This is a genomic window from Methylicorpusculum oleiharenae, assembly GCF_009828925.2.
Taxonomy (GTDB): Bacteria; Pseudomonadota; Gammaproteobacteria; order Methylococcales; family Methylomonadaceae; genus Methylicorpusculum; species Methylicorpusculum oleiharenae.
The window spans coordinates 4,524,277-4,547,810 of sequence record NZ_WUTY02000001.1 but is presented as its reverse complement, the minus strand read 5'-3'; the positions used below and the strand labels follow the sequence as shown (position 1 = coordinate 4,547,810).

Annotated in this window: 25 protein-coding genes; 10 read left to right on the top strand and 15 right to left on the bottom strand. The window is 47.9% G+C overall.

Translation table 11 applies throughout. The features are described 5' to 3' along the window. Nucleotides 1-56: 56 nt before the first annotated feature. From urtA to GO003_RS20205, 7 genes are all read left to right on the top strand, one after another. Complete coding sequence (urtA, locus tag GO003_RS20235) at nucleotides 57-1,340, top strand: urea ABC transporter substrate-binding protein (protein ID WP_159653162.1); 1,284 nt, start codon at nucleotides 57-59, stop codon at nucleotides 1,338-1,340. Between the two features lie 77 nt (nucleotides 1,341-1,417). Further along, nucleotides 1,418-2,344, top strand: a complete 927-nt coding sequence (urtB, locus tag GO003_RS20230; protein ID WP_159653160.1) for an urea ABC transporter permease subunit UrtB — start codon at nucleotides 1,418-1,420, stop codon at nucleotides 2,342-2,344. Nucleotides 2,345-2,365: 21 nt separating this feature from the next. Beyond that, nucleotides 2,366-3,610 carry an urea ABC transporter permease subunit UrtC gene (gene urtC, locus GO003_RS20225; protein ID WP_159653158.1) on the top strand — a complete coding sequence of 415 codons (1,245 nt, stop codon included), beginning with the start codon at nucleotides 2,366-2,368 and terminating at the stop codon, nucleotides 3,608-3,610. Then, nucleotides 3,600-4,349, top strand: a complete 750-nt coding sequence (gene urtD / locus GO003_RS20220; RefSeq protein WP_159653156.1) for an urea ABC transporter ATP-binding protein UrtD — start codon at nucleotides 3,600-3,602, stop codon at nucleotides 4,347-4,349. Before urtC ends, urtD begins: the two co-directional genes overlap by 11 nt. A gap of 21 nt (nucleotides 4,350-4,370) precedes the next feature. Continuing rightward, the gene (gene urtE / locus GO003_RS20215) at nucleotides 4,371-5,060 is read left to right on the top strand and encodes an urea ABC transporter ATP-binding subunit UrtE (RefSeq protein WP_159653154.1); all 690 of its coding nucleotides are present in this window, start codon (nucleotides 4,371-4,373) and stop codon (nucleotides 5,058-5,060) included. 36 nt (nucleotides 5,061-5,096) lie between these two features. Beyond that, the gene (fmdA, locus tag GO003_RS20210; RefSeq protein WP_159653152.1) at nucleotides 5,097-6,326 is read left to right on the top strand and encodes a formamidase; all 1,230 of its coding nucleotides are present in this window, start codon (nucleotides 5,097-5,099) and stop codon (nucleotides 6,324-6,326) included. A gap of 89 nt (nucleotides 6,327-6,415) precedes the next feature. Then, a complete protein-coding gene (locus GO003_RS20205) occupies nucleotides 6,416-6,790 on the top strand; it encodes an FmdB family zinc ribbon protein (RefSeq protein WP_159653150.1) in 375 nt (124 codons plus the stop codon). Between the two features lie 239 nt (nucleotides 6,791-7,029). Here GO003_RS20205 and GO003_RS20200 read toward each other — a convergent pair whose 3' ends face one another. The 9 genes from GO003_RS20200 to nifH all read right to left on the bottom strand — a co-directional run bounded on the left by GO003_RS20200 (nucleotide 7,030) and on the right by nifH (nucleotide 14,474). Beyond that, complete coding sequence (locus GO003_RS20200) at nucleotides 7,030-7,992, bottom strand: hypothetical protein (RefSeq protein WP_159653148.1); 963 nt, start codon at nucleotides 7,990-7,992, stop codon at nucleotides 7,030-7,032. Next, nucleotides 7,985-8,749 (bottom strand): 4Fe4S-binding leucine-rich repeat protein, encoded by a 765-nt coding sequence (locus GO003_RS20195; protein ID WP_159653146.1) that lies wholly within the window; start codon nucleotides 8,747-8,749, stop codon nucleotides 7,985-7,987. The genes GO003_RS20200 and GO003_RS20195 overlap by 8 nt, the downstream gene beginning before the upstream one ends. A 12-nt stretch (nucleotides 8,750-8,761) precedes the next feature. Next, a complete protein-coding gene (locus GO003_RS20190; protein ID WP_159653144.1) occupies nucleotides 8,762-9,031 on the bottom strand; it encodes a DUF6129 family protein in 270 nt (89 codons plus the stop codon). Then, nucleotides 9,028-9,738 carry a NifB/NifX family molybdenum-iron cluster-binding protein gene (locus GO003_RS20185; RefSeq protein WP_231089107.1) on the bottom strand — a complete coding sequence of 237 codons (711 nt, stop codon included), beginning with the start codon at nucleotides 9,736-9,738 and terminating at the stop codon, nucleotides 9,028-9,030. Before GO003_RS20185 ends, GO003_RS20190 begins: the two co-directional genes overlap by 4 nt. Nucleotides 9,739-9,740: 2 nt before the next feature. Further along, nucleotides 9,741-10,028 (bottom strand): 4Fe-4S binding protein, encoded by a 288-nt coding sequence (locus GO003_RS20180; RefSeq protein WP_159653140.1) that lies wholly within the window; start codon nucleotides 10,026-10,028, stop codon nucleotides 9,741-9,743. Beyond that, on the bottom strand, nucleotides 9,952-10,164 hold the full coding sequence (nifT, locus tag GO003_RS20175) for a putative nitrogen fixation protein NifT (RefSeq protein ID WP_159653138.1): 213 nt from the start codon (nucleotides 10,162-10,164) through the stop codon (nucleotides 9,952-9,954). The genes GO003_RS20180 and nifT overlap by 77 nt, the downstream gene beginning before the upstream one ends. 102 nt (nucleotides 10,165-10,266) lie before the next feature. After that, nucleotides 10,267-11,838, bottom strand: a complete 1,572-nt coding sequence (gene nifK / locus GO003_RS20170; protein WP_159653136.1) for a nitrogenase molybdenum-iron protein subunit beta — start codon at nucleotides 11,836-11,838, stop codon at nucleotides 10,267-10,269. Between the two features lie 137 nt (nucleotides 11,839-11,975). Beyond that, nucleotides 11,976-13,454, bottom strand: coding sequence for a nitrogenase molybdenum-iron protein alpha chain (gene nifD, locus GO003_RS20165; RefSeq protein ID WP_159653134.1), 1,479 nt, complete (start codon nucleotides 13,452-13,454; stop codon nucleotides 11,976-11,978). A 138-nt stretch (nucleotides 13,455-13,592) separates the two neighbouring features. Then, nucleotides 13,593-14,474: a nitrogenase iron protein gene (nifH, locus tag GO003_RS20160; protein ID WP_159653132.1), complete on the bottom strand. Its 882-nt coding sequence runs from the start codon at nucleotides 14,472-14,474 to the stop codon at nucleotides 13,593-13,595. A gap of 362 nt (nucleotides 14,475-14,836) precedes the next feature. Here nifH and GO003_RS20155 point away from each other — a divergent pair, with 362 nt between their 5' ends. Further along, nucleotides 14,837-15,601, top strand: coding sequence for an exodeoxyribonuclease III (locus GO003_RS20155; protein ID WP_159653130.1), 765 nt, complete (start codon nucleotides 14,837-14,839; stop codon nucleotides 15,599-15,601). A gap of 3 nt (nucleotides 15,602-15,604) precedes the next feature. After that, nucleotides 15,605-16,222: a uracil-DNA glycosylase family protein gene (locus GO003_RS20150; RefSeq protein WP_231089106.1), complete on the top strand. Its 618-nt coding sequence runs from the start codon at nucleotides 15,605-15,607 to the stop codon at nucleotides 16,220-16,222. Nucleotides 16,223-16,364: 142 nt separating this feature from the next. On the opposite strand, the gene GO003_RS20145 is transcribed toward GO003_RS20150, so the two are convergent. The 6 genes from GO003_RS20145 to GO003_RS20120 all read right to left on the bottom strand — a co-directional run bounded on the left by GO003_RS20145 (nucleotide 16,365) and on the right by GO003_RS20120 (nucleotide 22,737). Beyond that, nucleotides 16,365-17,381 carry a COX15/CtaA family protein gene (locus GO003_RS20145; RefSeq protein WP_159653128.1) on the bottom strand — a complete coding sequence of 339 codons (1,017 nt, stop codon included), beginning with the start codon at nucleotides 17,379-17,381 and terminating at the stop codon, nucleotides 16,365-16,367. A 22-nt stretch (nucleotides 17,382-17,403) separates the two neighbouring features. Then, the gene (locus GO003_RS20140; RefSeq protein WP_159653126.1) at nucleotides 17,404-18,246 is read right to left on the bottom strand and encodes an HDOD domain-containing protein; all 843 of its coding nucleotides are present in this window, start codon (nucleotides 18,244-18,246) and stop codon (nucleotides 17,404-17,406) included. Nucleotides 18,247-18,534: 288 nt separating this feature from the next. Beyond that, nucleotides 18,535-19,431, bottom strand: coding sequence for a CAF17-like 4Fe-4S cluster assembly/insertion protein YgfZ (gene ygfZ, locus GO003_RS20135; RefSeq protein WP_159653124.1), 897 nt, complete (start codon nucleotides 19,429-19,431; stop codon nucleotides 18,535-18,537). Nucleotides 19,432-19,641: 210 nt separating this feature from the next. Then, on the bottom strand, nucleotides 19,642-20,325 hold the full coding sequence (locus GO003_RS20130) for a 2'-5' RNA ligase family protein (RefSeq protein WP_231089105.1): 684 nt from the start codon (nucleotides 20,323-20,325) through the stop codon (nucleotides 19,642-19,644). 57 nt (nucleotides 20,326-20,382) lie between these two features. After that, on the bottom strand, nucleotides 20,383-21,057 hold the full coding sequence (locus GO003_RS20125) for a hypothetical protein (RefSeq protein ID WP_159653120.1): 675 nt from the start codon (nucleotides 21,055-21,057) through the stop codon (nucleotides 20,383-20,385). A 6-nt stretch (nucleotides 21,058-21,063) separates the two neighbouring features. Continuing rightward, nucleotides 21,064-22,737 (bottom strand): bifunctional metallophosphatase/5'-nucleotidase, encoded by a 1,674-nt coding sequence (locus GO003_RS20120; RefSeq protein ID WP_159653118.1) that lies wholly within the window; start codon nucleotides 22,735-22,737, stop codon nucleotides 21,064-21,066. Between the two features lie 164 nt (nucleotides 22,738-22,901). Here GO003_RS20120 and GO003_RS20115 point away from each other — a divergent pair, with 164 nt between their 5' ends. Next, nucleotides 22,902-23,186, top strand: a complete 285-nt coding sequence (locus GO003_RS20115; protein WP_159653116.1) for a hypothetical protein — start codon at nucleotides 22,902-22,904, stop codon at nucleotides 23,184-23,186. Nucleotides 23,187-23,534: the final 348 nt, after the last annotated feature.

Here is a 23,534-nt window from a genome sequence, read left to right as displayed (position 1 = left end):
TAAGCCGCTTTAACGGACACTAACCGCGAACCACATAAACCTTAGGAGAGCACATTATGCGTAACCCAACCGATCTTCGACTATCCAAAGCCGGCAGCACTTGTCAGGTGTCTGGACGTCGTCTGACTGTCAAAGCGCTATGCGCCCTGCCTGTGAGCCTGTTGCTGGCGTCACACATGGCCTGGGCGGCACCGGCAACCAGTGAAGTCAATACCACGGGATTGGCCGTAACCGATGATACCGTAACCGTCGGTATTTTGCATTCGGTGACCGGCACCATGGCGATCAGCGAAACCGGCTCGGTGCAAGCGGAGAAACTGGCGATCGATCAGATCAACGCCACGGGAGGCGTATTAGGCCGTAAGATCGAATACATTCAGGAAGATGGCGCCAGTGATTGGCCGACATTTGCTGAAAAATCCAAAAAACTGCTGGTCAATGACAAAACAGCGGCTGTATTCGGTTGTTGGACTTCCGCGTCACGTAAGGCGGTATTGCCGGTGTTTGAACAATATAACGGCATGTTGTATTACCCGACGTTTTATGAAGGATTGGAACAGTCGCCTAACGTAATTTATACCGGTCAGGAAGCGACACAACAGATTATTGCCGGTATCGACTGGGTCGTAAAAGAGAAGGGTGCCAAAACATTTTATCTGCTCGGTTCCGATTACATCTGGCCGCGTACCTCCAACAAGATTGCCCGTAAACATATTGAAAAGCTGGGTCTGACCGTCGTTGGGGAAGAATACTATCCTCTGGGCCATACCCAGTTCAACTCCGTGATCAACAAGATCAAACTCAAAAAGCCGGATGTGATCTACGCCATTGTGGTGGGCGGGTCTAACGTTGCCTTTTACAAACAGCTGAATGCCGCCGGTATCAAGCTGCCCAGTGAAAAACCGCTGCTGCTGACTATTTCCGTGACTGAAGATGAAATCCTGGGGATAGGCGGAGAAAATATTGAAGGCGCCTATGCCGCGATGAAGTATTTCCAAAGTTTGGACAATCCCAATAACAAAGCATTTGTTCAGGCCTTCAAAGACAAATGGGGTAAAGACATTGTGATCGGCGACGTAACGCAGGCAGCCTATCTGGGACCCTGGTTGTGGAAAGCTGCGGTAGAAAAAGCCGGTTCATTTGATATCGACAAAGTGCGTGCCGCTTCACCGGGTATCGAATTGACCACAGCCCCTGAAGGGTATGTCAAGATTCATGAGAACCATCATCTTTGGTCCAAGACCCGCGTCGGTCTGGCTCAGAAAGACGGTCAATACAAAGTCGTATTTGAAAGTGCCGATCTGATTGAACCCAATCCATTCCCGGTGGGCTATCAGTAAACGCTTCAAAGGGCCGGATCAGGTTAACCCTGACTCCGGCCTACGCTATTCAAACGGCAGCAATGGAGGATTGAACCATGTTTGATGAGTACACCATGAGTGAGCTGACCTCAATTCTTGCGATGCAGGGATTTGCAGGATTGATTCTGTTTTCTGTACTGGTTTTGATGGCGCTGGGCTTGGCCATTATTTTCGGTCAGATGGGGGTCATCAATATGGCACACGGGGAGTTCATGATCCTGGGTGCTTACGTAACCTATTTAACGGCTAAATTATTTGAGACTTACATGCCCAGCCTGTTTGACGGTTATTTCTTTGTCGCGATGGGCTTGGCTTTTCTTGCTTCGTTTGCGCTGGGTGTGCTGGTGGAGTGGTGCATGATTCGCTTCCTCTTTAAACGTCCTCTGGATACTTTGCTGGCAACCTGGGGCTTGAGCCTGATTTTGCAGCAGCTTTATCGGACGATTTTCGGCGCGCGCGAAGTGGGCGTCACTTTGCCGGACTGGATGATGGGTTCTTATGCCTTGAGCGAAACCATTGAAGTACCGATCAACGGTATTTTTGTCATGGTGCTGACGCTGTTTATTTCTTTGTGCGTTTATTTACTGATGTTCCGTTCACGATGGGGTAAACAGGTACGCGCAGTCGTGTTAAATCGGCCCATGGCCGGCGCTGTAGGCATCAATACCGAAAAAATCGATCGCTATACGTTCGGGATAGGCTGCGGTGTTGCGGGTATCGCGGGCAGTGCTTTTACGATGATCGGTTCCACCGGACCGACTTCAGGCCAGTTATATATAGTCGATACGTTTCTGGTTGTTGTGTTCGGAGGCGCACAAAGTCTGCTGGGTACTATCGCATCTGCGTTCACCATCTCGCAATCGCAATCCACGCTGGAATTTTTTCTCAGTGGGTCAATGGCCAAGGTCATTACGTTGCTGCTGGTGGTCGGCATCCTCATGTTGCGGCCTCAAGGTCTCTTCGCTCTCAAGATCCGTCATTAATGAAATCAAGGAGATATTCCCATGCAGGAACGTGCTAAAGCTTTATTTATGCCACGCCAGGACCTGATTGGATTTGCAGTGCTGGCGCTTATTTTGATCGTGATACTGCCGCTGGTTTTGGATGTGTTTCGTTTGAATCTGGTCGGCAAATACCTGACTTATTCTTTCGTCGCATTGGGTCTGGTGCTGTGCTGGGGGTACGGCGGTATTCTGAGTTTGGGGCAGGGCTTGTTTTTCGGGCTGGGTGGCTATTGTATGGCTATGTTTTTGAAGCTGGAAGCGTCCGATCCCGTATCGACCAAAATCCAGTCCACTCCCGGCATTCCCGATTTTATGGACTGGAATCAGATTACCGCTATACCCTGGTGGTGGCAGCCTTTTAACAGTCTGACGCTGAGCTTGATCGTGGTGGTTCTGGTGCCCACTGTGTTTGCATTTATTATCAGCGTGGCGATGTTCAAACGTCGGGTGGGCGGCGTTTATTTTGCCATCATAACCCAGGCGTTGGCGGCAATACTGACCATCCTGATCATCGGTCAGCAAGGTTATACCGGCGGCGTTAATGGTATTACCGATTTACGCACGCTGCTGGGTTGGGACATCCGCAGCGATAATGCGAAGCTGGTTCTTTATTTTGTCAATTGCATCCTGTTGTTTGGCTGCCTGCTGATCGCTCAGTTTATCCGTAAGAACAAATTAGGCCGGATTCTGGTAGCGATGCGTGACCGTGAAGAACGGGTCCGGTTTTCCGGCTACGATGTGGCCAACTTCAAAATCTTTGTGTTTTGTCTGGCCGCTGCCATTTCATCAGTCGGCGGAGCGATGTTTACGCTGCAGGTCGGGTTTATGTCGCCTTCTTTTGTGGGCATTGTGCCGTCCATAGAAATGGTGATTTTTTGCGCTGTGGGCGGAAGATTGTCGATACTCGGCGCGGTCTACGGTTCTTTGCTGGTGAATTGGGCTAAAACCAGTTTTTCCGAATCATTTCCAGAATTATGGCTGTTCGCCATGGGCGCACTGTTCATTGGTGTCGTCATGGCTTTTCCCAATGGGCTTGCCAGTCTGTTTCTTCGCTATATAGAACCCTATCTTCCTGCCTGGTATCACGGCAAAGCAAAACCGGTCCAACCTGCTGAAGTTTTGGAAAAAGCGCCGTTGACTTCAACGGATACTCAGCCTGAAACCGCAACCAGTAAAAGCACTGAAAAACAATCCGATGAAACGGTGCCTGTCAATTCGCTGGAAGGGGGCGTTTATGTCGATTAAGGCGAATGATTTTGTCCTTGAAGTGGAAGGGCTCACGGTATCGTTCGACGGATTTAAAGCCGTTAATGATTTGTCGTTTTATGTCAATGAAGGCGAAATTCGGGTGATTATCGGACCGAACGGGGCGGGTAAGACCACCGTGCTGGATTTGATCTGCGGACGCACGCAAGCCACAAAAGGCTCCATCAAGTTCCGGGGGAAAGAGCTGACGCGGATGAAAGAACACGAAATTGTGCATACGGGCGTGGGCCGAAAGTTTCAAAATCCTTCCATCTACGAAGACTTGACCGTCTTTGAAAACCTGGAGATTTCTTACCCGCGTGGCCGCAGTGTTTTTGGTGCGTTAGCGTTCAAGCGGGATAAGGAAGTCATCCGGGAGGTGGAAGCAACCGCCGAAACCATATTTCTAAAAGATGACCTGGACAAACAGGCCGGTCTGTTAAGTCATGGTCAGAAACAATGGCTGGAAATCGGGATGTTACTGATTCAGAAGCCGGATTTGCTGATGCTGGATGAACCGGTTGCCGGGATGTCCGTTGCCGAACGTAAAAAAACGGCGGATTTGCTTAACCGAATTACCGAAGGACGTTCTGTTCTGGTGGTCGAACACGATATGCAGTTCGTTGAAGATATTGCTCATCGGGTGACAGTCATGCACCAGGGCAAAGTGTTGTCGGAAGGCTCCATGTCACGCGTGAAAAATGATCCCAAAGTGATTGAAGTTTACCTTGGGCATTGATGAGAATCAGGAGAAATCAGAATGTTGAGCGTTAGAGATTATCACGTGGCTTATGGTCAGAGTGAAGTACTGCATGGGCTTAACTTTCAGGTTAAACCCAGAGAAATTGTGGCGGTGATGGGCCGTAACGGCATGGGTAAATCGACGCTGATGAAGTCGCTGATCGGCATGATACCGGCTGCGCAGGGCAGGGTTACGCTGGAAGACATCGATATTACTCATCTTAAAAGCCATCAGCGTGTGGCCGGGGGATTGGGTTTTGTACCTCAAGGACGCATGATTTTTTCAACCATGACCGTCAAGGAAAACATTGAAACCGGTCTGACCAGCACCGGTGAAAAAACCATACCGGAAGATCTTTACGAACTGTTTCCTGTGCTTGAGGAAATGCGTAACCGGCGCGGCGGGAATCTTTCCGGCGGTCAGCAGCAGCAATTGGCCATCGCCAGGGCATTGGCCAGCAAGCCCAAACTGTTGTTGCTGGATGAACCGACTGAAGGGATTCAACCGTCCATCATCCGCGAGATGGCTCGGACCTTGAAAAAGATCAGGGATACCCGAGGCTTGTCCATCATCGTATCCGAGCAAGTGCTGAGCTTTACGCTTGAAATCGCGGATCGGGTCATCGTGCTGGAAAAAGGCGAAATTGTTCATGAAGAAGAGCGGGCATCGCTTAACGAAGCCAAAGTCGCGGCTTATTTATCCGTTTGAACCACCCAAGCAATCAATCCACTCAGGAGAAATGATATGGCTGACACCATTATAAAAGTCGATTTAAACAAATCCCCTTACGAAAACGATATGATTCACAACCGCTGGCATCCTGACATTCCTATGGTGGCGATGGTGAAACCCGGCGATGATTTTATAGTCGAGTCGGTGGACTGGACCGGCGGTCAGATCAAAAACAACGACTCCGCCGATGATGTGCGTGATGTCGACTTGTCAAAAGTGCATTTTCTATCGGGACCTGTAGGGGTTGAAGGCGCAGAACCCGGTGATTTGCTGGTCGTAGAAATTCTCGATATCGGTGCATTTGAAGAGAGTCAGTGGGGGTTTAACGGCTTCTTTTCCAAACAGAACGGCGGCGGCTTTTTGACCGAACATTTCCCTGAAGCGCAAAAGACAATCTGGGATTTTAACGGCATGTTTACCAAATCTCGCCATGTGCCGGGCGTTGAATTTGCCGGGTTGATCCATCCGGGGCTGATCGGAACATTGCCTTCAAAAGCCATGCTGGAAGAGTGGAATACACGGGAAAAAGCGTTATACGATACCGATCCGGATAGAGTGCCTGCGCTGGCAACATTGCCTTATGCGGATACCGCGCATATGGGCCGGATGAAGGGCGAAGAGGCAAAGGCTGCCGCTGCAGAAGGTGCCAGGACCGTTCCGCCGCGCGAACATGGCGGTAACTGCGATATCAAGGATTTATCCCGCGGTTCAACTGTGTATTTTCCGGTTTATGTCGACAATGCCGGGCTCAGTGTCGGCGATTTGCATTTCAGTCAGGGCGATGGCGAAATTACGTTTTGCGGCGCCATTGAAATGGCCGGCTGGATTCATATGCGGGTTAACCTGATCAAGGATGGCATGCAGAAATACGGTATCAAAAATCCTATTTTCAAACCCAGCCCGATGGCGCCCAAATATGACGATTATTTGATATTTGAAGGTATCTCCGTCGATGAGGGCGGCAAACAGCATTATCTGGATGTTCATATCGCATACCGCCAGGCCTGTTTAAACGCGATAGAATATCTGACCAAATTCGGCTATTCGCGAGCGCAGGCCTATACCATTCTCGGTGTTGCGCCGGTTCAAGGCCATATCAGCGGGGTTGTAGATATTCCAAATGCCTGTGCGACCTTATGGCTGCCTACGGATATCTTCAAGTTTGAGGTCAAGCCCAATGCCGATGGTCCCAAAATAGAAGTGGACGGCAGTGTTCAAGTGCCTTTGTCACCGGATCTTTAATTATAAAAAATCCGCAATGAGTCCACATTAGAGTAGCTTCGTGGATCAGTGATGTTTCTATCTTAAACAAATCAAGAGGAGCGTTGATCGTGCCTGTTTATGATTATAAATGTTCAGATCATGGCGTTTTCCATGATCTTGCGACCATGGATCAAGCCGGTATGCCCTGTGCGTGCCCAAGATGCGGCAAGCCCAGCGCCCGTGTGATTTTGATCGCTCCGCAGGTGCTGGCTATGGCGCCGGCCAAACGAAAAATCATCGAAACCAACGAGAAGGCAAAGCATGAACCCCGGCTATCAACACCGGATGCCCGAGAAGAAACGGCCTTACGCCATCAGCACGGCAAAAGCTGCGGCTGTAACATTAAACATCCGGATCGCAGTGATTTGAGTCAGCAGGTGGTGTTTATGCCCGATGGCAGCAAGGTCTTTCCGTCCCAGCGGCCGTGGATGATCAGTCATTAGTATACCTTTCGCACTTCAATTTTCGGCAGTGCCTAAGGAGGCAACGGGTTGTTCGGCAAAGGCTTTGCCAGCATGGATGCTGGCATAGAGCCTATAGGGAAGTATTTACGGCGTACTTTGACGGACACCCCGGTGCCGAATTTCGATCCACGATGGGTATATTTTTCGTTGAAATGGTTAACTTAAGTTTCAAGGCCATATGATTAGATTCGCAAATACAGATGAATCCGGGTTACGGATTACACATTATAAGGCTGGGCAATCCAGTCGCGCAGGATGGCTTCATCACGTTCCGGAAGGTAAGCAAAATCACCGGTGATGTCTTTGTAAACCGATTGGGCGCTGTAGGGCGAAACCAGTTTTCCTTTGACCATGTAAAAAAACCAGGCAAATGGATAGCCGGCCTGGCGATCGAACCGGTTTAACAGATTGTTGAGTGTGTTGCCTTTGATTCCGCTGATATCTTCAAGGTAAGGCAGGTGATTGACGTGGGTGTTGATAATTTCGGCGTTCACAATTTGCTCGCCGAAACGGCCGGTATGTTGATAGGGTCGGATGATCCAGTCTTCAGACAGTTTATGACTTTGACCGGCGCTGCTACGGTTCCAGTCGTCCATAAAACGTTGAACCGGATGTTCGAACGCATGATGTTTGTTGATTTCTTCCATGAATAAATTGATATCGGTTTTGCGCCGGTAGGTGTAGTTGGATGAGCCCAGGTAAAAACTTTCAATACTGGCCGGATTCATCGGATCAATAAATTCCTCTAAATCTTCCGGCAACTCTTTTTCATTGACCATTAACCGGTCGGAAATTTCATGCGTCTTATCGATTTCAATCAGGGTGAAATCAGCGGCTTGTTTGCCGGTTTGAACGACATAATACAGCGTTTTTCCGGTTTGCCGGGTGGCAATCAGTTTTTGTTCGCGGGCATGGTCGATCAGAATTTGCAGATTTTGGCCGCACTGAATATAGGTTCTTTCCGTCCATTCAATTAAATCATGGGCGATACGTTTACCTTCGGAGTCGACCACACCCCCTATGCGATACCATTCTTCTCCAATCATGGCCAAACGTACCGGATAATCCGGAATGAGTGATTCTAATTTAGCCAGCAGCGCCTCATCGCTTTGGCCCGGGATAATTTTTTTACAGCATTCGGAGAGGGTTTGACCGGCAATGATTAATTGCGATTCATTCATATTCGGCTCCAGAGGGATGCACAGCATTAAGGCGTTGATTTACCAAGGCCCGGACATCAGGTTCCGGATCGTCGGCCAGTCCCGACAGGTCGTCAGGGTTGGCCCGGAGCGCGGCGGTATAGCGTACCAGCCAGTCAGCGTCGTTGAACAGCACCGAAACATCCTTCGGCGCCATCCGTTCTGCCAGAATTCGTCTTATTTCCGGGGAGGCATCATGGATCATCAGGCCAAGGCTCATCTCCGGGAGGCGTTTAGCTACGATTTTGCGTACCTCCAGATCCTCATCCTTGATATAACGGAATAAACGGCCGGTAGGCAGGCGTTTGGCGACGGTTACCCGGACAATGTAATCCCGGTCCGTTGCCAGTTTTTCCAGATGCTCCAGTTCGATGCGGCTGGCAACCGTCATGCGTACTTCCCGGTCAGGGTCGTCGATCATCGGCAGCAACTGATGCTGGGGTAGCCTAAAAGCAACGGCACGTCTGACGACTTCATCTTCGTCGTTCATCACGTTCAGCAATGCTTTTAACGGCGCATAGCGAACAGCAATGGCACGTCTTTCCCAAAAGGCATCGTTCAGAAATAGCACGGCATAAAGCGGATTGACTCTAAGAAAGCGGTCAATTTGCCGGCCACTCTCGGCCATCACACAGGTATCTCCCGGCATGCAGCGTCCCATCAACAAGGTTTTGCTGCGAAAACGGCACAGACTGCAGTCGGCCATCGGAGTCGAAACGGGGCGTTGTTCACCGTCCATCGAGTATCCTTATCAGTCGTATTCCACAATTTCAGCAACGACGAAACCGGATGCCTGTTCATAACTTTGCGTCAGGCACAGACAATGATCTCTTCCGTCAACCAGGTATAAATTAAATTCGGGATGTTCCAATACAGGGGTTTGATCAGGGATGTCATCGTCCATGCAATAAGTAAAGTGAATCCCCGGATGTTGCTCTCTCAATAAACCGATCACCGTTTCATCAATACCTTGCGAGGCAATGGTTTCAGCAATCGTTTGTGTCAGCTGTGGGTTAATCATAAAACCGGTTCCTGTTTTTCGAAACGGAAGCGCTGAGTGCCTTCGATACCCATCACCTTGGCGAGCCAGGGTGGTGGAGACTCTACGAGTATGAGTTGCAGTTGTTCCAGCACGGAGGCTATCGTTTTATGGTTCCCGATTTTGATCAAATGGACGCCCTTTTTTACGATTTTGGCCGCAGCGGCACCGCCTATGGAGGCAATGTGCAGGATTTGGCAATCGGCAATCAGATCGGCACGGTATTCGTTTTTGTCCGAATATTTTCGCGCGTCTTCCATCTGTATCGGGCGAATATCGATAGGGCGGATTTCGCTGGTCGATATTTGATAAATCATGAATTGCAGGCACGAACTGAAATGACCGTCGACATGGTAGCCATCCTGACTGCCGATCGCAATCCGGATAGAGCCCGGCATTTCGCCGTCATGATAGTCTGTTTGACCTGGAGCAGATAGTTCGACCGGTTTGGCCGTTTTAAGAATACTTAATGCGTGGTCAAGGACAGTTTCAGTAAACGCTCGTCCGTGTCGCTTGAAAACCTCGCTGAACCGGGTTTTATCCAGTGAGTCAACCGACGCTTCCGTCAAGGGTAAACCGGTGCATTCGGTTAATACGGTCATGAATAACTTAGTCTGTGTATCGGGCAGGGAGCGCGCTGCCAGCCCGATACGCAAAGCCAGATCCCTGTTTAGATTTGGCTTGTTCATGACTAGGCCGTTAACGGTAGGATACAGTTGTCGATGGGGCATACCCTGACACATTCAGGTTTGTCGTGGTCGCCCAAACATTCAGTACAGGTTTTTTTGTTGATTTCGTAGACGATGGCGCCTTCTTTGATCGATCCGGTCGGACAGACCGGCTCACAATCACCGCAGGAAATGCATTCGTCAGCCACTATATATAAAGCCATGACAGCCTCCTTATAAACGTTTTGCTTGTAAAGTCGTTGGAATTTTCGGTGGGGGTGAGGTCGGTTCAAAATAATAACGGGAACCATCCCCTAGCACGACTTCGCCACCCCATTTGTCCGGTGTGTCGAATTCCATGGACTCAATCGTTTCTTCAAGATCTTTCTTAGCCACATAAAACAGCAGTTTGCCGTCTTCACGTTTTCTCAGCATGACGCTGGGCATAGGGTTCTCCAAACAAAAGTAGGTTGGGTTGGCAATAACCAACCCAACGTTGAAGCTTGTGCGTCAGGTTGGCTGTTTCCAGCTAACCTGAACTTGAGTTAACTAGCGAACCAAATCGTAGTTATAGTCGGTAGTGCCCATGCCTTTGGTTTCCTTGTCCAATTGCTCCAGTACGGCGTTGACGAGGGTTGTCAGGATATACATGCCGCCTTCGTAACCGAGCGTTGTCATTCTGTGCAAATGGTGACGGTCAAAGATTGGAAAGCCTATCCGGATTAACGGTACTTCGAACTCTTCACCTTTGTAGAAGGTGTCACGTTGAATAAATTTACCGTATGAATTACCGATCATGAAATCGGGCTTGTTGGTGAAAACCAATGACCGAAAATGCCACAAGTCTTTGCTGATATGAACCGTCGCACTTTGGCCGTAAGGTGAAGCATTCAATATTTCTTCACAGGCTTTTTTCCAGCGTTTGTTCGCATGATTGGCCAAGACGTCAGTCACTTCGGCACCCAGTTCCAGCAGGAATTTTGTCATTCCCAAGACAAAGTCGGCATCGCCATACAGTGCGAACTTCTTGCCGTGTAACCAGGCATGAGAGTCAGTCATCATGTCGACAAAGCGGCCGCGCTCTTTTTCCAGTGAGGCTGGAATCGGTTTGCCGGTCAGGTCGGAAATGGTCATCAACAATTTGTCGGTCCACTCCAGGCCCATCGGAATATCCAGCTTCGGCGTTTCGTGTTTCCAGGTAGCGTTCAGGTATTTCTTGGTTTTTTCCAATTGCCAGGGTTGCAGCAGAATTGTATTGATGGCATTCGGCGCATCCTTGACTTCATCCATCGTCGTGCCGCCGGCATACATGCGGAACTGTCCATCAGCCGGAGTATCCAGCACTTCGGTAGGATCACTGAGCAATGAATAATCGACACCCATTTCTTTCATCATGCGATGAATCACGCGAAAGTTGCCGAGATAGGTTTCAAAACCGGGTACAAAATTGATTTTGCCGTTGGAACCGACTTCTTTATCTTCCATGAAATTTAGCGTGAAATACCGGGCAATCCCTTCGAACATATTATCCCAGCCGGTCGTATGGCTGCCGACGAAGCTTGGCGTATGCGCAAACGGAGTTGGAAATTCCTGTTCGATATGGCCTTCTTTTTTGGCGTTGTTAATAAACGCGTTCAAGTCGTCACCAATAACTTCGGCCATACAGGTCGTCGAAACGGCAATCATGTCGGGCTTGTAAAGTGCCTTCGCGTTTTCGAGACCGGCAAACATATTTTTTTGCCCACCGAAAACGGCCGCATCTTCTGTCATAGAGTCGGAGACACAGGAGATCGGTTCTTTAAAATGACGATTGAAATAGGTACGAAAATAAGCCACACAACCTTGTGATCCATGCACATAAGGCAGGGTTTTTTCAAAACCCAGCGCACATAATACCGCACCTAAAGGTTGACAGGCTTTGGCTGGGTTTACGGTCAGCGCTTCGCGGTTGAAGTTTAATTCTTTGTATTCCTGAGTGGTCGTCCATTGGAACACTTCGTCAATGGTTTCCTGCGGGTGACGTTCTTCGTAGGCTTCGCGTTTATTGGCCAGGTTATCTTTGTATTCGTCAGTACGGAACAATGGATAACTGGGTTGAATGTTGTCGACTTCTTGGCTCATGATAATCTCCTGACGCGCCACTAATCTGTGGACAGCGTAGATTGGATTTTGCCGGGTTGTTTTATCGGTCAACCCAGCCTGCATTAGGTAGATCTGTTTAGGATGGGTTGCAGGTGTTTGCAACCCAACACAAGGTGTTATGCCACCGCTTTTACCGCATCGCTGGCAGCCTCGGTTTTCCAAGGTGCTTTAAAGTTTTTCCAGCAAGGATTGTTGATAGTCATATCCATATCTTTGGCGAAGATGGCAAAGCCATCATAGCCGTGATAAGGACCTGAATAATCCCAAGAGTGCATTTGGCGGAACGGCACGCCCATTTTTTGGAAAATATACTTTTCCTTGATGCCGGAGCCGACGAGATCAGGCTGTACTTTTTTGACGAATTCTTCAAACTCATAGCCGGTTACATCATCATAAAGCAGGGTAGCGTTACCCATTTCCTTGATGGTCCGGTCGTAGTCATCATTGTGAGCAAATTCGTAGCCGGTCCCCACCACTTCCATGCCCAGATCTTCATAAGCGCCGATAACGTGACGTGGACGCAAACCACCCACATACAGCATCACGCGTTTACCTTGCAGGCGAGGTTTATATTTGGCGATAACCGCTTCATACTCGATCTTGTAGCGCTCAATCACACGTTCCGCGCCTGCCTGGATGGTTTCATCGAAGTGGGACGCGATTCTGCGTAACGATTCTGCTATTTTGGTAGGACCGAAGAAGTTGTACTCAATCCAGGGAATGCTGTACTTTTCTTCCATATGCCGGGCGATGTAGTTCATCGAACGGTAACAGTGAATCAGGTTCAGCTTCACTTTCGGGGTTTTTTCGATTTCAGCGATGGTGCCGTCACCTGACCATTGAGCCACTACGCGCAGACCCATTTCTTCCAGTAAGGTTCTGGATGACCAGGCATCTCCGCCGATGTTGTAATCGCCGATCACAGCGACATCGTAAGGTGTGGTCGGGAAGCTGTCGTCGCCATCTCGATTTTCCAGCACCCAGTCACGGATCGCATCATTCGCAATATGATGGCCTAATGATTGAGAAACACCGCGGAAGCCTTCGCAACGAACCGGCACGATAGTTTTTCCATGTTCTTTTTTCTTCACTTTGGCGACCGCTTCGATGTCGTCACCGATCAGGCCGATAGGGCATTCTGATTGAATCGAGATACCTTTATTCAATGGAAACAACACTTCGATTTCATCGATCAACTTGGCGAGTTTTTTATCGCCACCGAAAACGATGTCTTTTTCCTGAAAATCGGAGGTAAAGTTCATCGTGCCGAAGGTGTTGATACCTGTGGTACCGACGTAATAGTTACGGCGACCGGCGCGGGAATATTGTCCGCAGCCGACCGGGCCGTGGGAAATATGGATCATGTCTTTGATCGGACCCCAAACCACCCCTTTTGAACCGGCATAGGCGCAACCACGAATGGTCATGACACCCGGCAGGGACTTACGATTTGAGGTAATACATTTATTTGCTTTTTCCAGGCTTTGATCGTTCACGGCCAAATGTTTGGCGCGATCGAGTTTAGCTTTTTCAGGGTAGACTTCCAGCACTTCCTGAATGAGTGCTTCAGTCTCTTCTCTTGTCATGGCTGCCATGATGTTATCCTCCTAATGCCGTGGGTAATCTCCCAACAGGCAGTTGTGGGAATCGTAGGTTGGGCTAGGCGAATGCCTAACCCAACATCTTGAGCTGTGTGCCGGGTTTAACTTAAAACAAGCAAAACCCAATCAGCTTTATGCAGTAGCTTCAGCTGCTGCAGTCTTGCCAACGATGCTCTCGTCAACTTCTTCCATGATGCCAAATTCCATCAACATGTCTTCCAGTTCATCCATTGTGATGGGTGTTGGAATGACCAGATTTTTGTTGTGGAGGATTTTAGTAGCAAGATCGCGGTACTCTTGCGCCTGTTTGGCTTGTGGTTCGTATTCGATAACCGTCATACGGCGAATTTCAGCACGTTGAACCACGTTGTCACGCGGAACGAAGTGAATCATGTGTGAACCGAGTTTAGAGGCCAACTCCATAATCAGTTCGTCTTCACGAGCTGTTTGACGTGAGTTGCAGATTAAACCGGCTAAACGAACGCCGCCTGAGTTAGCGTATTTCACGATACCTTTAGCGATATTGTTGGCCGCATACATGGCCATCATTTCGCCCGAACAAACGATATAAATTTCTTGCGCCTTGTTTTCACGGATTGGCATGGCAAAACCACCACAGACAACATCCCCAAGTACGTCATAGAAAACAAAATCAAGGTCTTCATCGTAAGCACCTTCTTCTTCAAGGAAGTTGATCGCTGTGATAACACCACGGCCGGCACAACCAACGCCTGGCTCTGGGCCGCCGGATTCAACGCATTTAATGTCGCGGTAACCTACCTTTAATACATCTTCAAGTTCCAAATCTTCTACGCTGCCTGCATCCGCAGCCATTTGCATAATTGAGTTTTGTGCTTTGGCGTGAAGGATCAAACGGGTAGAGTCAGCTTTTGGGTCGCAGCCGACAATCATCACTTTCTTGCCGAGTTCGGCTAAACCAGCGACCAGATTTTGAGTAGTGGTTGATTTACCGATACCACCTTTACCGTATATAGCGCATTGACGTAATGCCATGTTATTCTCCTGCTTGGGCTTGTTGTGAACAGTACTTGGTATTTAGCAAGCCGTGTGCCAAACTGAAAAAATAATCTAAGCTATTGAATCAAATGATTTATTAATTATGTTGTAAGGTGATTGTTGGTTGTGTTACCAACAATTTGTTAGGACTGGTGGTATTTTCAACAAGAACAGTACGTTTTTTCAGGACGGCAGTGTGGTTAAGCGTATTTTGTAGGAGCGGGCCATGCCCGCGATTGAATTAACTTGGGTCGCGGGCATGGCCCGCTCCTACAATATAGCCTTTCAATTTATTGCGATGGCCTTATTATTTTCACATTGACAAAATTTCTATTACTACCCACACCCGGAATTTATAGATGAAAATCATTTCATGGAACGTTAACGGTATACGCGCCATACAAGGTAAAGGCTTTGCCGAGACGCTGGCTCAACTTGATGCAGATTGTATCTTGCTTCAGGAAACCAAGGCGCAGGCCGAACAGATCGACAAAGCGCTGGAAGGTATCAACGGCTATCACATCTATTCCAATTGTGCTGAACGTAAAGGGTATTCCGGTGTAACGATTTTATCCCGGCATGAGCCGCTGCAAGTTATCCGTGATATCGGGATAGCAGAACATGACAGGGAAGGGCGCGTCATTGTTGCCGAGTTCGAGGGGTTTTATTTGCTGAATGTCTATGTGCCCAATTCCGGCGAAGCCTTGTCAAGGCTCGATTACAGGCAGGTTTGGGATGGTGAGTTTCTAGCTTACCTGCAGCAATTGCAAAGCAAAAAGCCCGTGATTGCCTGTGGAGACTTTAATGTGGCACACCAGGAAATCGATATTGCCCGCCCTAAGGCCAATTACAATAAATCGTCCGGTTATACGCAGGTTGAAATTGATGGCTTTAGCCGCATGGTCGAGGCTGGATGGGTCGATACTTTTCGTCACTTTCATCCGGATACAGTTGCCTACAGTTGGTGGAGTTACCGTGCCAATGCCAGGGTAAAAAACATCGGGTGGCGGATTGATTACGTTTTGACCAGCCAAACACTGATCGACAAGGTCAGGCAGGCTTTTATTCTGCCGGACATTTTGGGTTCGGATCACTGTCCGGTCGGTATTGAGATTGCGTTGTAACCGATGATTAAATCTGAACACCTGCTGCTGGAACATCGCTCGGCTTTGTCTGCTTGCAGTGCCTGTCCTGATATGAAAGGCCCGGTTGTTAGCGGCAGTCCGATACTGTCACCTATCTTATTGATAGGTCAGGCGCCAGGCGATAAAGAAGGTATTTATGGCAAGCCCTTTGCCTGGACTGCAGGCAAAACGCTGTTCAAATGGTTCCAGCGTATCGGCCTCGATGAAGCTTCTTTCCGGCAGCGAGTTTACATGGCCGCTGTGTGCCGTTGTTTTCCGGGCAAGAATCCCAAGGGCGGAGACCGTGTTCCCAGTCTTTCCGAAATTGATAACTGCGCCCGTTGGCTGCATTCTGAGATCAAGCTACTCAGACCGGCGCTGATTTTGCCGGTTGGCAAACTTGCGATCAGCCAGCTGATGCCGGTCAAAAAGTTGAACGATGTGATTGGTAAACTTCATCAGGTCACTTATCACGGGCATACCACTGAAGCGATACCGCTGCCGCACCCTTCTGGCGCTTCAACCTGGCACAGGACAGAACCGGGCATCAGGTTACTGGATTTGGCATTGTCCGAAGTGCAAAATCATCCGGCTTGGCAGCAAGTCTGCACACACCGCTGATCTATCAAGTCGGGGCGGGGTCAGCGGCTTAGCGATCCTGCGCCGTCAAGCCCCCATGGATGGGTCTACGGCGTTCCTCGCAAGGCTTACGCCAACTCTAACTCAAGCCAGATTAAATGTTCAAACCGGGAATTGTTGCTGCTTACACGTCAATTTGATTTCTGAATGAATCGTGAGTTAACGGCGTGGCCTGGGATTCGCTGGCGTACTTATGGCAGATATAAATCAAAAACTGTACGCCAAAAATGAGATTGGCCATCAATAAGTGTATCGGTTGAGCGAACGCCGGAAAACCTAATCTATCCAGCGAAACACCGGCTAAGATTGCAATGACAACACAACTGGTCAAAAGGATACCGAGTTGCTGTAATGCTCTGTTATTACCCGTCAGTTTGAATAATTTCCAGCCCAGCCATAAATTGGTGAACAGAATAACTGACGAAAATGAACGGTGGACATAAAAAATGACCGGTAAATCATTGCGCCAGAATTGCCTGTCAATATAACTGTGCTGATTTGCAATGAGATCAACCGCTTCGCGTACCTGAGTGCCCATGGAAATCTGCACTAAAGTCATCCCCATGGCAACCTTGATGACGGTTCTGAATTGTGGGGGTAATTGGTCGATGGATAGCGTCTGCAACGTATCGTGTTGAGATCGGGCGATCACATAAATCAGCAATGCCACGATAAACAGGGCCAGCATCATATGCAGCGTGATGATCAGCGGTTTAAGATTGCTGGCGACCACAGCTGATCCCAGCCAGCCTTGAAAACCGACAATCAAAACCACCGAGCACGACAAATAAAAAACGGTTTTATCCGTTCTTAAATAAATGCGCGATGCCCAGGCAGTAGCAAGAATCAAAATGCCTATCGTGACGCCGCTAAGGCGATTCAGATATTCGGTCCAGGTTTTTACCGGATTAAACGTTGTGTTTTTATAGCCACGCTCGGCATAGAGGGTTTGGTAATTATCTGGGAGCTGACTAACATCGGTAGGCGGTACCCAGGACCCAAAGCAGGTAGGCCAATCGGGGCAGCCCATTCCAGCACCGGAAGCCCGGACGATGCCGCCAACCAGGATCAAGAAATAAACGGCGATAATGGTTATGGTGCCCAATCGCCTGAAGCTTTTAAAAGAGTGTGTGTCGGTCATTGCTTCGCTTTGATTTGCTGATTTAATTAAGGAGCATTTGTGCTAATTCAATTTCTTCAGAAACACCCTCAATTTCCAAAATCTCAGAGTCAGGGGCAATACCCAACTTGCCAAATGCCGGTACTGTTGACCAGTCGACCCGGGTGGCCGGGTGATCTGTTCCTGCAATGCTTTGCAAAAATGCAACCTGGACAAGGTCGACATAATCGGCTTTAGGCCCCGAATCGTAAGAAAAATTGATGTATTGGTAGGGCACCGCTTTCAGCTCTTCCGGAAAAGTCCAGTTTTGCATAATGATTTTTCCAATCGCAGGATGCGCTTTTTCCAATAGTTTTGAGAGCCGTGACGGACTGTCACTGAACTCGGGCATTTTTTCAACCAGCATTAAAATAGGCAGTTTGCCGATTTGATGAATCAACCCTGCCAGCATTGCTTCATCAGGGTTAAGATGAGGTACAAAGGCGGCAAGTGCCCGGCTGATAGCGGATACATTAACACTTTGCTCCCAGGTTTCCCTGAAATATTGTTTCAAGTTATTTGACGTGGGATTAAACATTTGCTGCATAACCAAGCTGGTTATCAACGATTTAAGCGTTTTATTTCCCAGTCGGGTAACTGCCGTCTGAATATTCTTAATTTCATTGGAGCCCCGGTATAAAGGGCTGTTTGCAACCTGAATAAGCCGGGCTGACAAGGCTGCGTCGGTCACAATCATGTTTGCCAGATCGTGGGCAGTTGCTTCACCCTTATTAACAGTGTCTCTGACCTTTATAGCAATATCCGGCAGGGTCGGCAAAATAAGGCGGTTTGCATTCAGTTCCTGCTGAACATGCTCTAGAAAATCTTGAACGGATTTAAATTGCATCGGGGTAAAATCTCAATATAGATGGAAATGGCTTACTTTTATAAAACGATTTATCGTTAACCCGGCTAATGGTTTTTGTTTATGCAGCGATTGCTCGTGTTAAAAATAAACAACTGATCAGCAGAACAACTCAACGAAAGTCGAGAACCGGATTTGCTAATCCAACCATCGAATCATTCAGCTTTCGAAAGGTCGTTACGATCATCGCCCGATCCAAGGCTGGATGATTACAAACACAAATTGTTTTTTTTGGATTTAGCCAAAAATGATCACGGTAGTAAAGTATAGCTATAAATAATTTCTAAGTTGCAACCTGGCCGATTTTACTTGCAGGGCATCATTGGTGCTTTCTGTCGTGGGTAATACGACTTGAAGGCTACAATTTTTGCCGTTATAAAAAGCTTGTAGAACTTTTCCTACCGTTTCGCCTTTACTGTCAGAAATTTCAGTGTTGGGTAAGGGGGCTGTTTCACAATTAGCCTCGGCCAGATAAAGTTCGCGTTTGGCTTTGCCAAGAAAGTGAGTCCGTGCAACAATTTCCTGGCCTGTATAGCATCCTTTGTTAAAGCTGATTCCGCCCAGTTTGTCCAGATTCAGCATTTGAGGAATAAATTCTTCAGAGGTGGTTTTGTCCAGCCAGGGAATACCGGCATTCAAATCCAGCAGTTGCCATTCCTCACTCGTAGCCGGTTTAAAAGGTTTGTCTGAACCGGTTATCGATGCCAGCGAATCCAAGCTTTGTTCTGCACTCAGAATAACCAGAAAACGGGGTTTGGGTGATGGCAGTTTAAGTCCGTAGACAGGCGTTAGAAAAATTCCGAAATCCGGCTCCGGCAAATTTAATTCCGGGGCCTCCTGATTCAGCATCAAACCAACTAAACAGTCAGTTTCACTTGAATCAATCAGTTTGACATCTGATCTCAGTACATAGCGTTGCAATGTTATTTTTACATCATCCAGCAAGGTTTCGGGAAGAATCAATTTGTAGGATTCATCGTATTTGACGACAATAAACGTCGAGATTACTCGACCTTTGACGTTGCATAAGGCACCCAGGCTGGCTTTTTCTTCCGTAATGTCATTGATGTTGCAAGTAACCTGGCCTTGTATAAAACGACCTGCATCCTTTCCTGTTAAGGTCAGAATGCCAAGATGAGATAAGCGGTTTGGGAAATTATGTATCATTGCAAATGAGTTGGAATTCTTAGGGGTGGTCGGGGAAATATCAACAGCTGATGATGACAGTTTTTCACAAAATTATATCGTTCTTTGGCAGTTGAAAATAGAAAACTTCAATTAATCGTTATCTGTACTTCTTTGGCATCTGTCTGACAAAGCCCAAGGATGTCTGTTCATTTTTTTTGGAAAAACTAATGGTTTGCATATTGCCATCACTCAATTAAACGGAAAGGGTTCGTGCCATTCAATTTCGGCGTGTTCCAAATGGTAATCGGCGATGGTTTTTAAAGGGCCGCCAATTTCAGCTGCGGCATAAGTCATTAGGCTGATTCGTTGTATCAAGCAAGCAGTTGCGCAGCTTTGTGGAAATACTTTAATACGCGAGATAACGTGATCTCTGGGCCAAGTTCCAGCATAAAGTCCAACCGTCACATGAGGTGTATAAGCTGAACTGAAATAGGCCTGCGCCGAGGAAGCCAGGCAGTTATGCAAAGTAGCAATGCTGTTTGTCCTCTCATGAACATGCAAAAAAGGGGCGGAAGAAAAGCTCGACAATGCGCCAATTTTGATTTCAAAAGGCTTCAGACAGGCCTGACGCATCCATGCTATTTGGGAATCTAAGGACTTGGCTCCGAAGTCGTCAGAGTGCCTGGGATTGTTGCTTGGAAATCCGCAGAGGCTTAAAGTGATATGCGGTTGGCGGTTATAGTCATCCAGCAGAAATTCGGCCAGATGTTGCTTTGCGGCATTGACCTTTTGACCTACATCAGGGTAATCAACGTCGATTGCCCAGAAGGCAAAATGCGATCTTCCTAAATGCCATTCCGGAAAATCCCTGCGTACATTGGGTAGGGTATGAAGGCCATCGAAACAGTGATGTTCAGCATTGGTCACAGCCATTAATCCAAGTTGAAGCAATGTTTGGCGAGGGGTTCATCAAATGAATTTCCGATAATGTCAGGTTAACGTTGCATTCTTGAGCAGTGATTTAAGCCCAGCAGGGTTACCGTATCGTTTCACCTGGTCTTTATAGCTTATCAACGATGCCTCCAGGGCTTTATTTTTGTCGATACACACAGCAACGGCTTCCAGTTTTGGGTGTGGTTTGCGAATTTCATAACCCTGTGTTGTAATGCCGATGACTTCTCTGGCTGTCACCGTTATTCGTTCCATCGTGTCGTCCCACAGATTGCTCCAGCTAAGCGGCGAGGCAAAATGAAATTCAGTCATGGCCTGGATGCTACCCAATAACCAGGCGTCATTGGCCAACAGAGACCAGTTTCGGGTGTCCAGAATGCTGCCCATCGGGCCAGTCGATTCTTCGGCGAGTGTGCCGAGGTTTTCTTTCATGATGGCATCAATACTGGGAAATGACTCGTCAGACGGAACCCAGGAATAGTCTTCTTTACCGTTATCTTTGCGGATACTTATCTGGAGCGCCAGACGGCCGACAATGGTCACCCCGAACGGTATGATATTTCCATCGGCATCAAGTAATGTCGTCCCTTGCCGGGCATGCTGATAGATTTTAAAAGCAGTGTCGATATTTTGCGGATTTAACGAGGCATCAGAATAATAATCTGTGCCGCACTCAAGCGCATCCTGCCGAAAATCATTATTATGTGTATACATGGTTTTTTACTGTGCTTCCCGGATGATTCTGCCTTCTATTTGATGCCTTATTGTCCTATCAGGCAACTTGCTGATCGCTTCCTCGACGGTTTTACGGAAACTTGCGGCAGTTCCTTTATCCAGACGTGTGGGACTGGATTTTCCTGCCCCTTTGGAAAAGAGGGTATAGCCATCGATGAAACCTTTTTCCCAAATGAAATCGTTGCTGGCAACCCGGTAATTTTTATTAATATCCAGCGGTTGATAGGCAGCGTTACCTCGCAATTTGACCTCAACATCGGCAGGAGTTATGGAATAAGTATAAACGCCGTTCGATTCCATCGCATGATACTTGAACCGAAGCCCGGCTACCTGAAGAAAACGTCCGTCACCCAGATGTGATTTTGACACCGAGTTTTTCAGTACATCCATTATTTGCGCGCCGGTAAGTTCGAAACTGACCAGTCCATTGTCGTAATAAAAAAGCCCTTCCATGTCATAAACCGTAATCGGACCGGGCGGAATGTTGTCGTTGATGCGAATGCCACCGCCGTTGGTAAACGCAATGTCGGTTTTCATGTGCTCGCGGATCACATCGGTCAGAAAATTTCCCAGTGCCGTTTCCCGGCCTCGCACTGCCGGTTCAACGCCTTCGAGCAGATAGCGGGTATAGCCTAATACCTGGTTCAGATCCTTGTTCTCTTTGCTGAATTCTTCCGCCAGCCGTTCCAATTGTTTGCCCACTTCGGCATCGACCCGAGCATCTTTTTCTAGCTTACTGCTCACGTCGATTTTCCGGTGACGGGTTTCGACGCTGCCATCCGACAAAACACGGACATCATGCAGCACGGCGCTCTGAATGTCTGCATCGGCCTTGGTAATCCAGGTTTTACCGGCTTGTTTCTCGATATAGAAATGCTCATGGCCGCCAATTATCAGGTTTATCTCAGGAAACTCATGCGCCAGCCATTGATCCTGATCGAGATTCTGATGCGTCAGCGCGATGATCACCGCGGCACCTTTTGCCTTCAAATTGGCTATCGCTTTGCTGATCACTTTTCGGCGAATTTCCAGATCGTAATCGAAACTGACATAAGGCGGTTGTTGGCTGTCCAGCGTGATGCCGAACAGACCTACCTTCACGCCGTTGATATTCTTGATCAGTACATCATGAGCATTGGTTAACCGTTCAGAGAGGGGTGAGCCCGATGAACTCTCGGAAGAACGGTACCTGACATTGGCAGATACCCAGGCAAAATCAGACTGTGCAATGCGTCCTAGCAACACGCCCGGATCAGGATCGTCAAATTCATGGTTGCCGAACACAGCTATCATACGGTCATCGAAAGCCGATTCATTGCCATCCATCAGGTTTAAAACTTTAACCATGCCATCGCCTTTTAAATACTTGCTCATGACCGATGGAAACAGAAAATCGCCGCCGTGCAGCATCAATATCTGTTTACCGGCATCTTCAAGCTGCTTGCGAAGCGTGCGCAAACGAGCAAAACCACCGACACTGCCGTTTTGCAGACCCTCGATCTTATAGGAATCATTAATCTGCAAAATTGAAAAATGCGCTTCGCGTTGAACCGGAGCGAGATCAGCACTGTCATCTAGCGGTGTTAATTCCGAACAACTTGCCGTCCACAACAAGACGCTGATTAGCGAAACATGCCTGGCCACCTTCCAAAAGTTCATCGTGCAACCTGTTTTATTGTTAAACGCGTCATTTAAGAGCGGGTTTGTTAGGAGATATAAAAATTCACACCTTGTCATAGGCGTATCGTTATGTAAATAACCCAATATATTTAATACTCAGGCAGTTGCATGCCTAATAATAAATACAATAGGGTTGACTTTACATGAAATTATTAGAAAGCGCTGTCGTCGTTACTACATTGGCAGTTTCATTTGGACCGTTTTCAGCTACAGCTGATGTCTGTTTGGGGATGGCATGTATGTATAACAGAATGACTCCGATTGAAGGCATTGACGCAACTTTGGGTCTTTTTGCTAAAGAAGCCGAGAAACGTTTTGCAGAACTTAAAACGATGATCGACTTAACTCAAGCCGATAGGGTATCGCAAAAGACCAACCTGCTAAACCGTATTATGGACACGCCGGATGAAGCATCCGGTGCTCGTTGATAATAAAGATATTTACGACACAATAAGGAACTAACGGCAGTCCGGATCAACACGGCTGCCTATAATTGCAAACGCAACTATTCAGCGTTTAATCAATCGGATTTTTTTGAACCTTCTGAAAGCAAGTTCTAAGCTAATTGGGCTCTAATATCCACTGTTAAAATACAGTTGACAGAATACCGTTTGACTCAATAACGTAGATCCGACGCTGCAACAAGCATAAGCACTAATGTCTGCGGAGTAGCTGAACTTGTTGCAGCGTTCCTTTAGACAGATAACAAAGCTGCCATCGGCTGTCGCAATATCCATTGATTCCGAATCGGCCTGACTCGTTTTTCTTGATCAATT

Bases quoted from the DNA above. Each gene is read 5' to 3' on its own strand.
- urtA (WP_159653162.1), top strand. From the start codon at position 57: ATGCGTAACCCAACCGATCTTCGACTATCCAAAGCCGGCAGCACTTGT.
- urtB (WP_159653160.1), top strand. From the start codon at position 1,418: ATGTTTGATGAGTACACCATGAGTGAGCTGACCTCAATTCTTGCGATG.
- urtC (WP_159653158.1), top strand. From the start codon at position 2,366: ATGCAGGAACGTGCTAAAGCTTTATTTATGCCACGCCAGGACCTGATT.
- urtD (WP_159653156.1), top strand. From the start codon at position 3,600: ATGTCGATTAAGGCGAATGATTTTGTCCTTGAAGTGGAAGGGCTCACG.
- urtE (WP_159653154.1), top strand. From the start codon at position 4,371: ATGTTGAGCGTTAGAGATTATCACGTGGCTTATGGTCAGAGTGAAGTA.
- fmdA (WP_159653152.1), top strand. From the start codon at position 5,097: ATGGCTGACACCATTATAAAAGTCGATTTAAACAAATCCCCTTACGAA.
- GO003_RS20200 (WP_159653148.1), bottom strand. From the start codon at position 7,992: ATGAATGAATCGCAATTAATCATTGCCGGTCAAACCCTCTCCGAATGC.
- GO003_RS20195 (WP_159653146.1), bottom strand. From the start codon at position 8,749: ATGGACGGTGAACAACGCCCCGTTTCGACTCCGATGGCCGACTGCAGT.
- GO003_RS20190 (WP_159653144.1), bottom strand. From the start codon at position 9,031: ATGATTAACCCACAGCTGACACAAACGATTGCTGAAACCATTGCCTCG.
- GO003_RS20185 (WP_231089107.1), bottom strand. From the start codon at position 9,738: ATGAACAAGCCAAATCTAAACAGGGATCTGGCTTTGCGTATCGGGCTG.
- GO003_RS20180 (WP_159653140.1), bottom strand. From the start codon at position 10,028: ATGGTTCCCGTTATTATTTTGAACCGACCTCACCCCCACCGAAAATTC.
- nifT (WP_159653138.1), bottom strand. From the start codon at position 10,164: ATGCCCAGCGTCATGCTGAGAAAACGTGAAGACGGCAAACTGCTGTTT.
- nifK (WP_159653136.1), bottom strand. From the start codon at position 11,838: ATGAGCCAAGAAGTCGACAACATTCAACCCAGTTATCCATTGTTCCGT.
- nifD (WP_159653134.1), bottom strand. From the start codon at position 13,454: ATGGCAGCCATGACAAGAGAAGAGACTGAAGCACTCATTCAGGAAGTG.
- nifH (WP_159653132.1), bottom strand. From the start codon at position 14,474: ATGGCATTACGTCAATGCGCTATATACGGTAAAGGTGGTATCGGTAAA.
- GO003_RS20155 (WP_159653130.1), top strand. From the start codon at position 14,837: ATGAAAATCATTTCATGGAACGTTAACGGTATACGCGCCATACAAGGT.
- GO003_RS20150 (WP_231089106.1), top strand. From the start codon at position 15,605: ATGATTAAATCTGAACACCTGCTGCTGGAACATCGCTCGGCTTTGTCT.
- GO003_RS20145 (WP_159653128.1), bottom strand. From the start codon at position 17,381: ATGACCGACACACACTCTTTTAAAAGCTTCAGGCGATTGGGCACCATA.
- GO003_RS20140 (WP_159653126.1), bottom strand. From the start codon at position 18,246: ATGCAATTTAAATCCGTTCAAGATTTTCTAGAGCATGTTCAGCAGGAA.
- ygfZ (WP_159653124.1), bottom strand. From the start codon at position 19,431: ATGATACATAATTTCCCAAACCGCTTATCTCATCTTGGCATTCTGACC.
- GO003_RS20130 (WP_231089105.1), bottom strand. From the start codon at position 20,325: ATGGCTGTGACCAATGCTGAACATCACTGTTTCGATGGCCTTCATACC.
- GO003_RS20125 (WP_159653120.1), bottom strand. From the start codon at position 21,057: ATGTATACACATAATAATGATTTTCGGCAGGATGCGCTTGAGTGCGGC.
- GO003_RS20120 (WP_159653118.1), bottom strand. From the start codon at position 22,737: ATGAACTTTTGGAAGGTGGCCAGGCATGTTTCGCTAATCAGCGTCTTG.
- GO003_RS20115 (WP_159653116.1), top strand. From the start codon at position 22,902: ATGAAATTATTAGAAAGCGCTGTCGTCGTTACTACATTGGCAGTTTCA.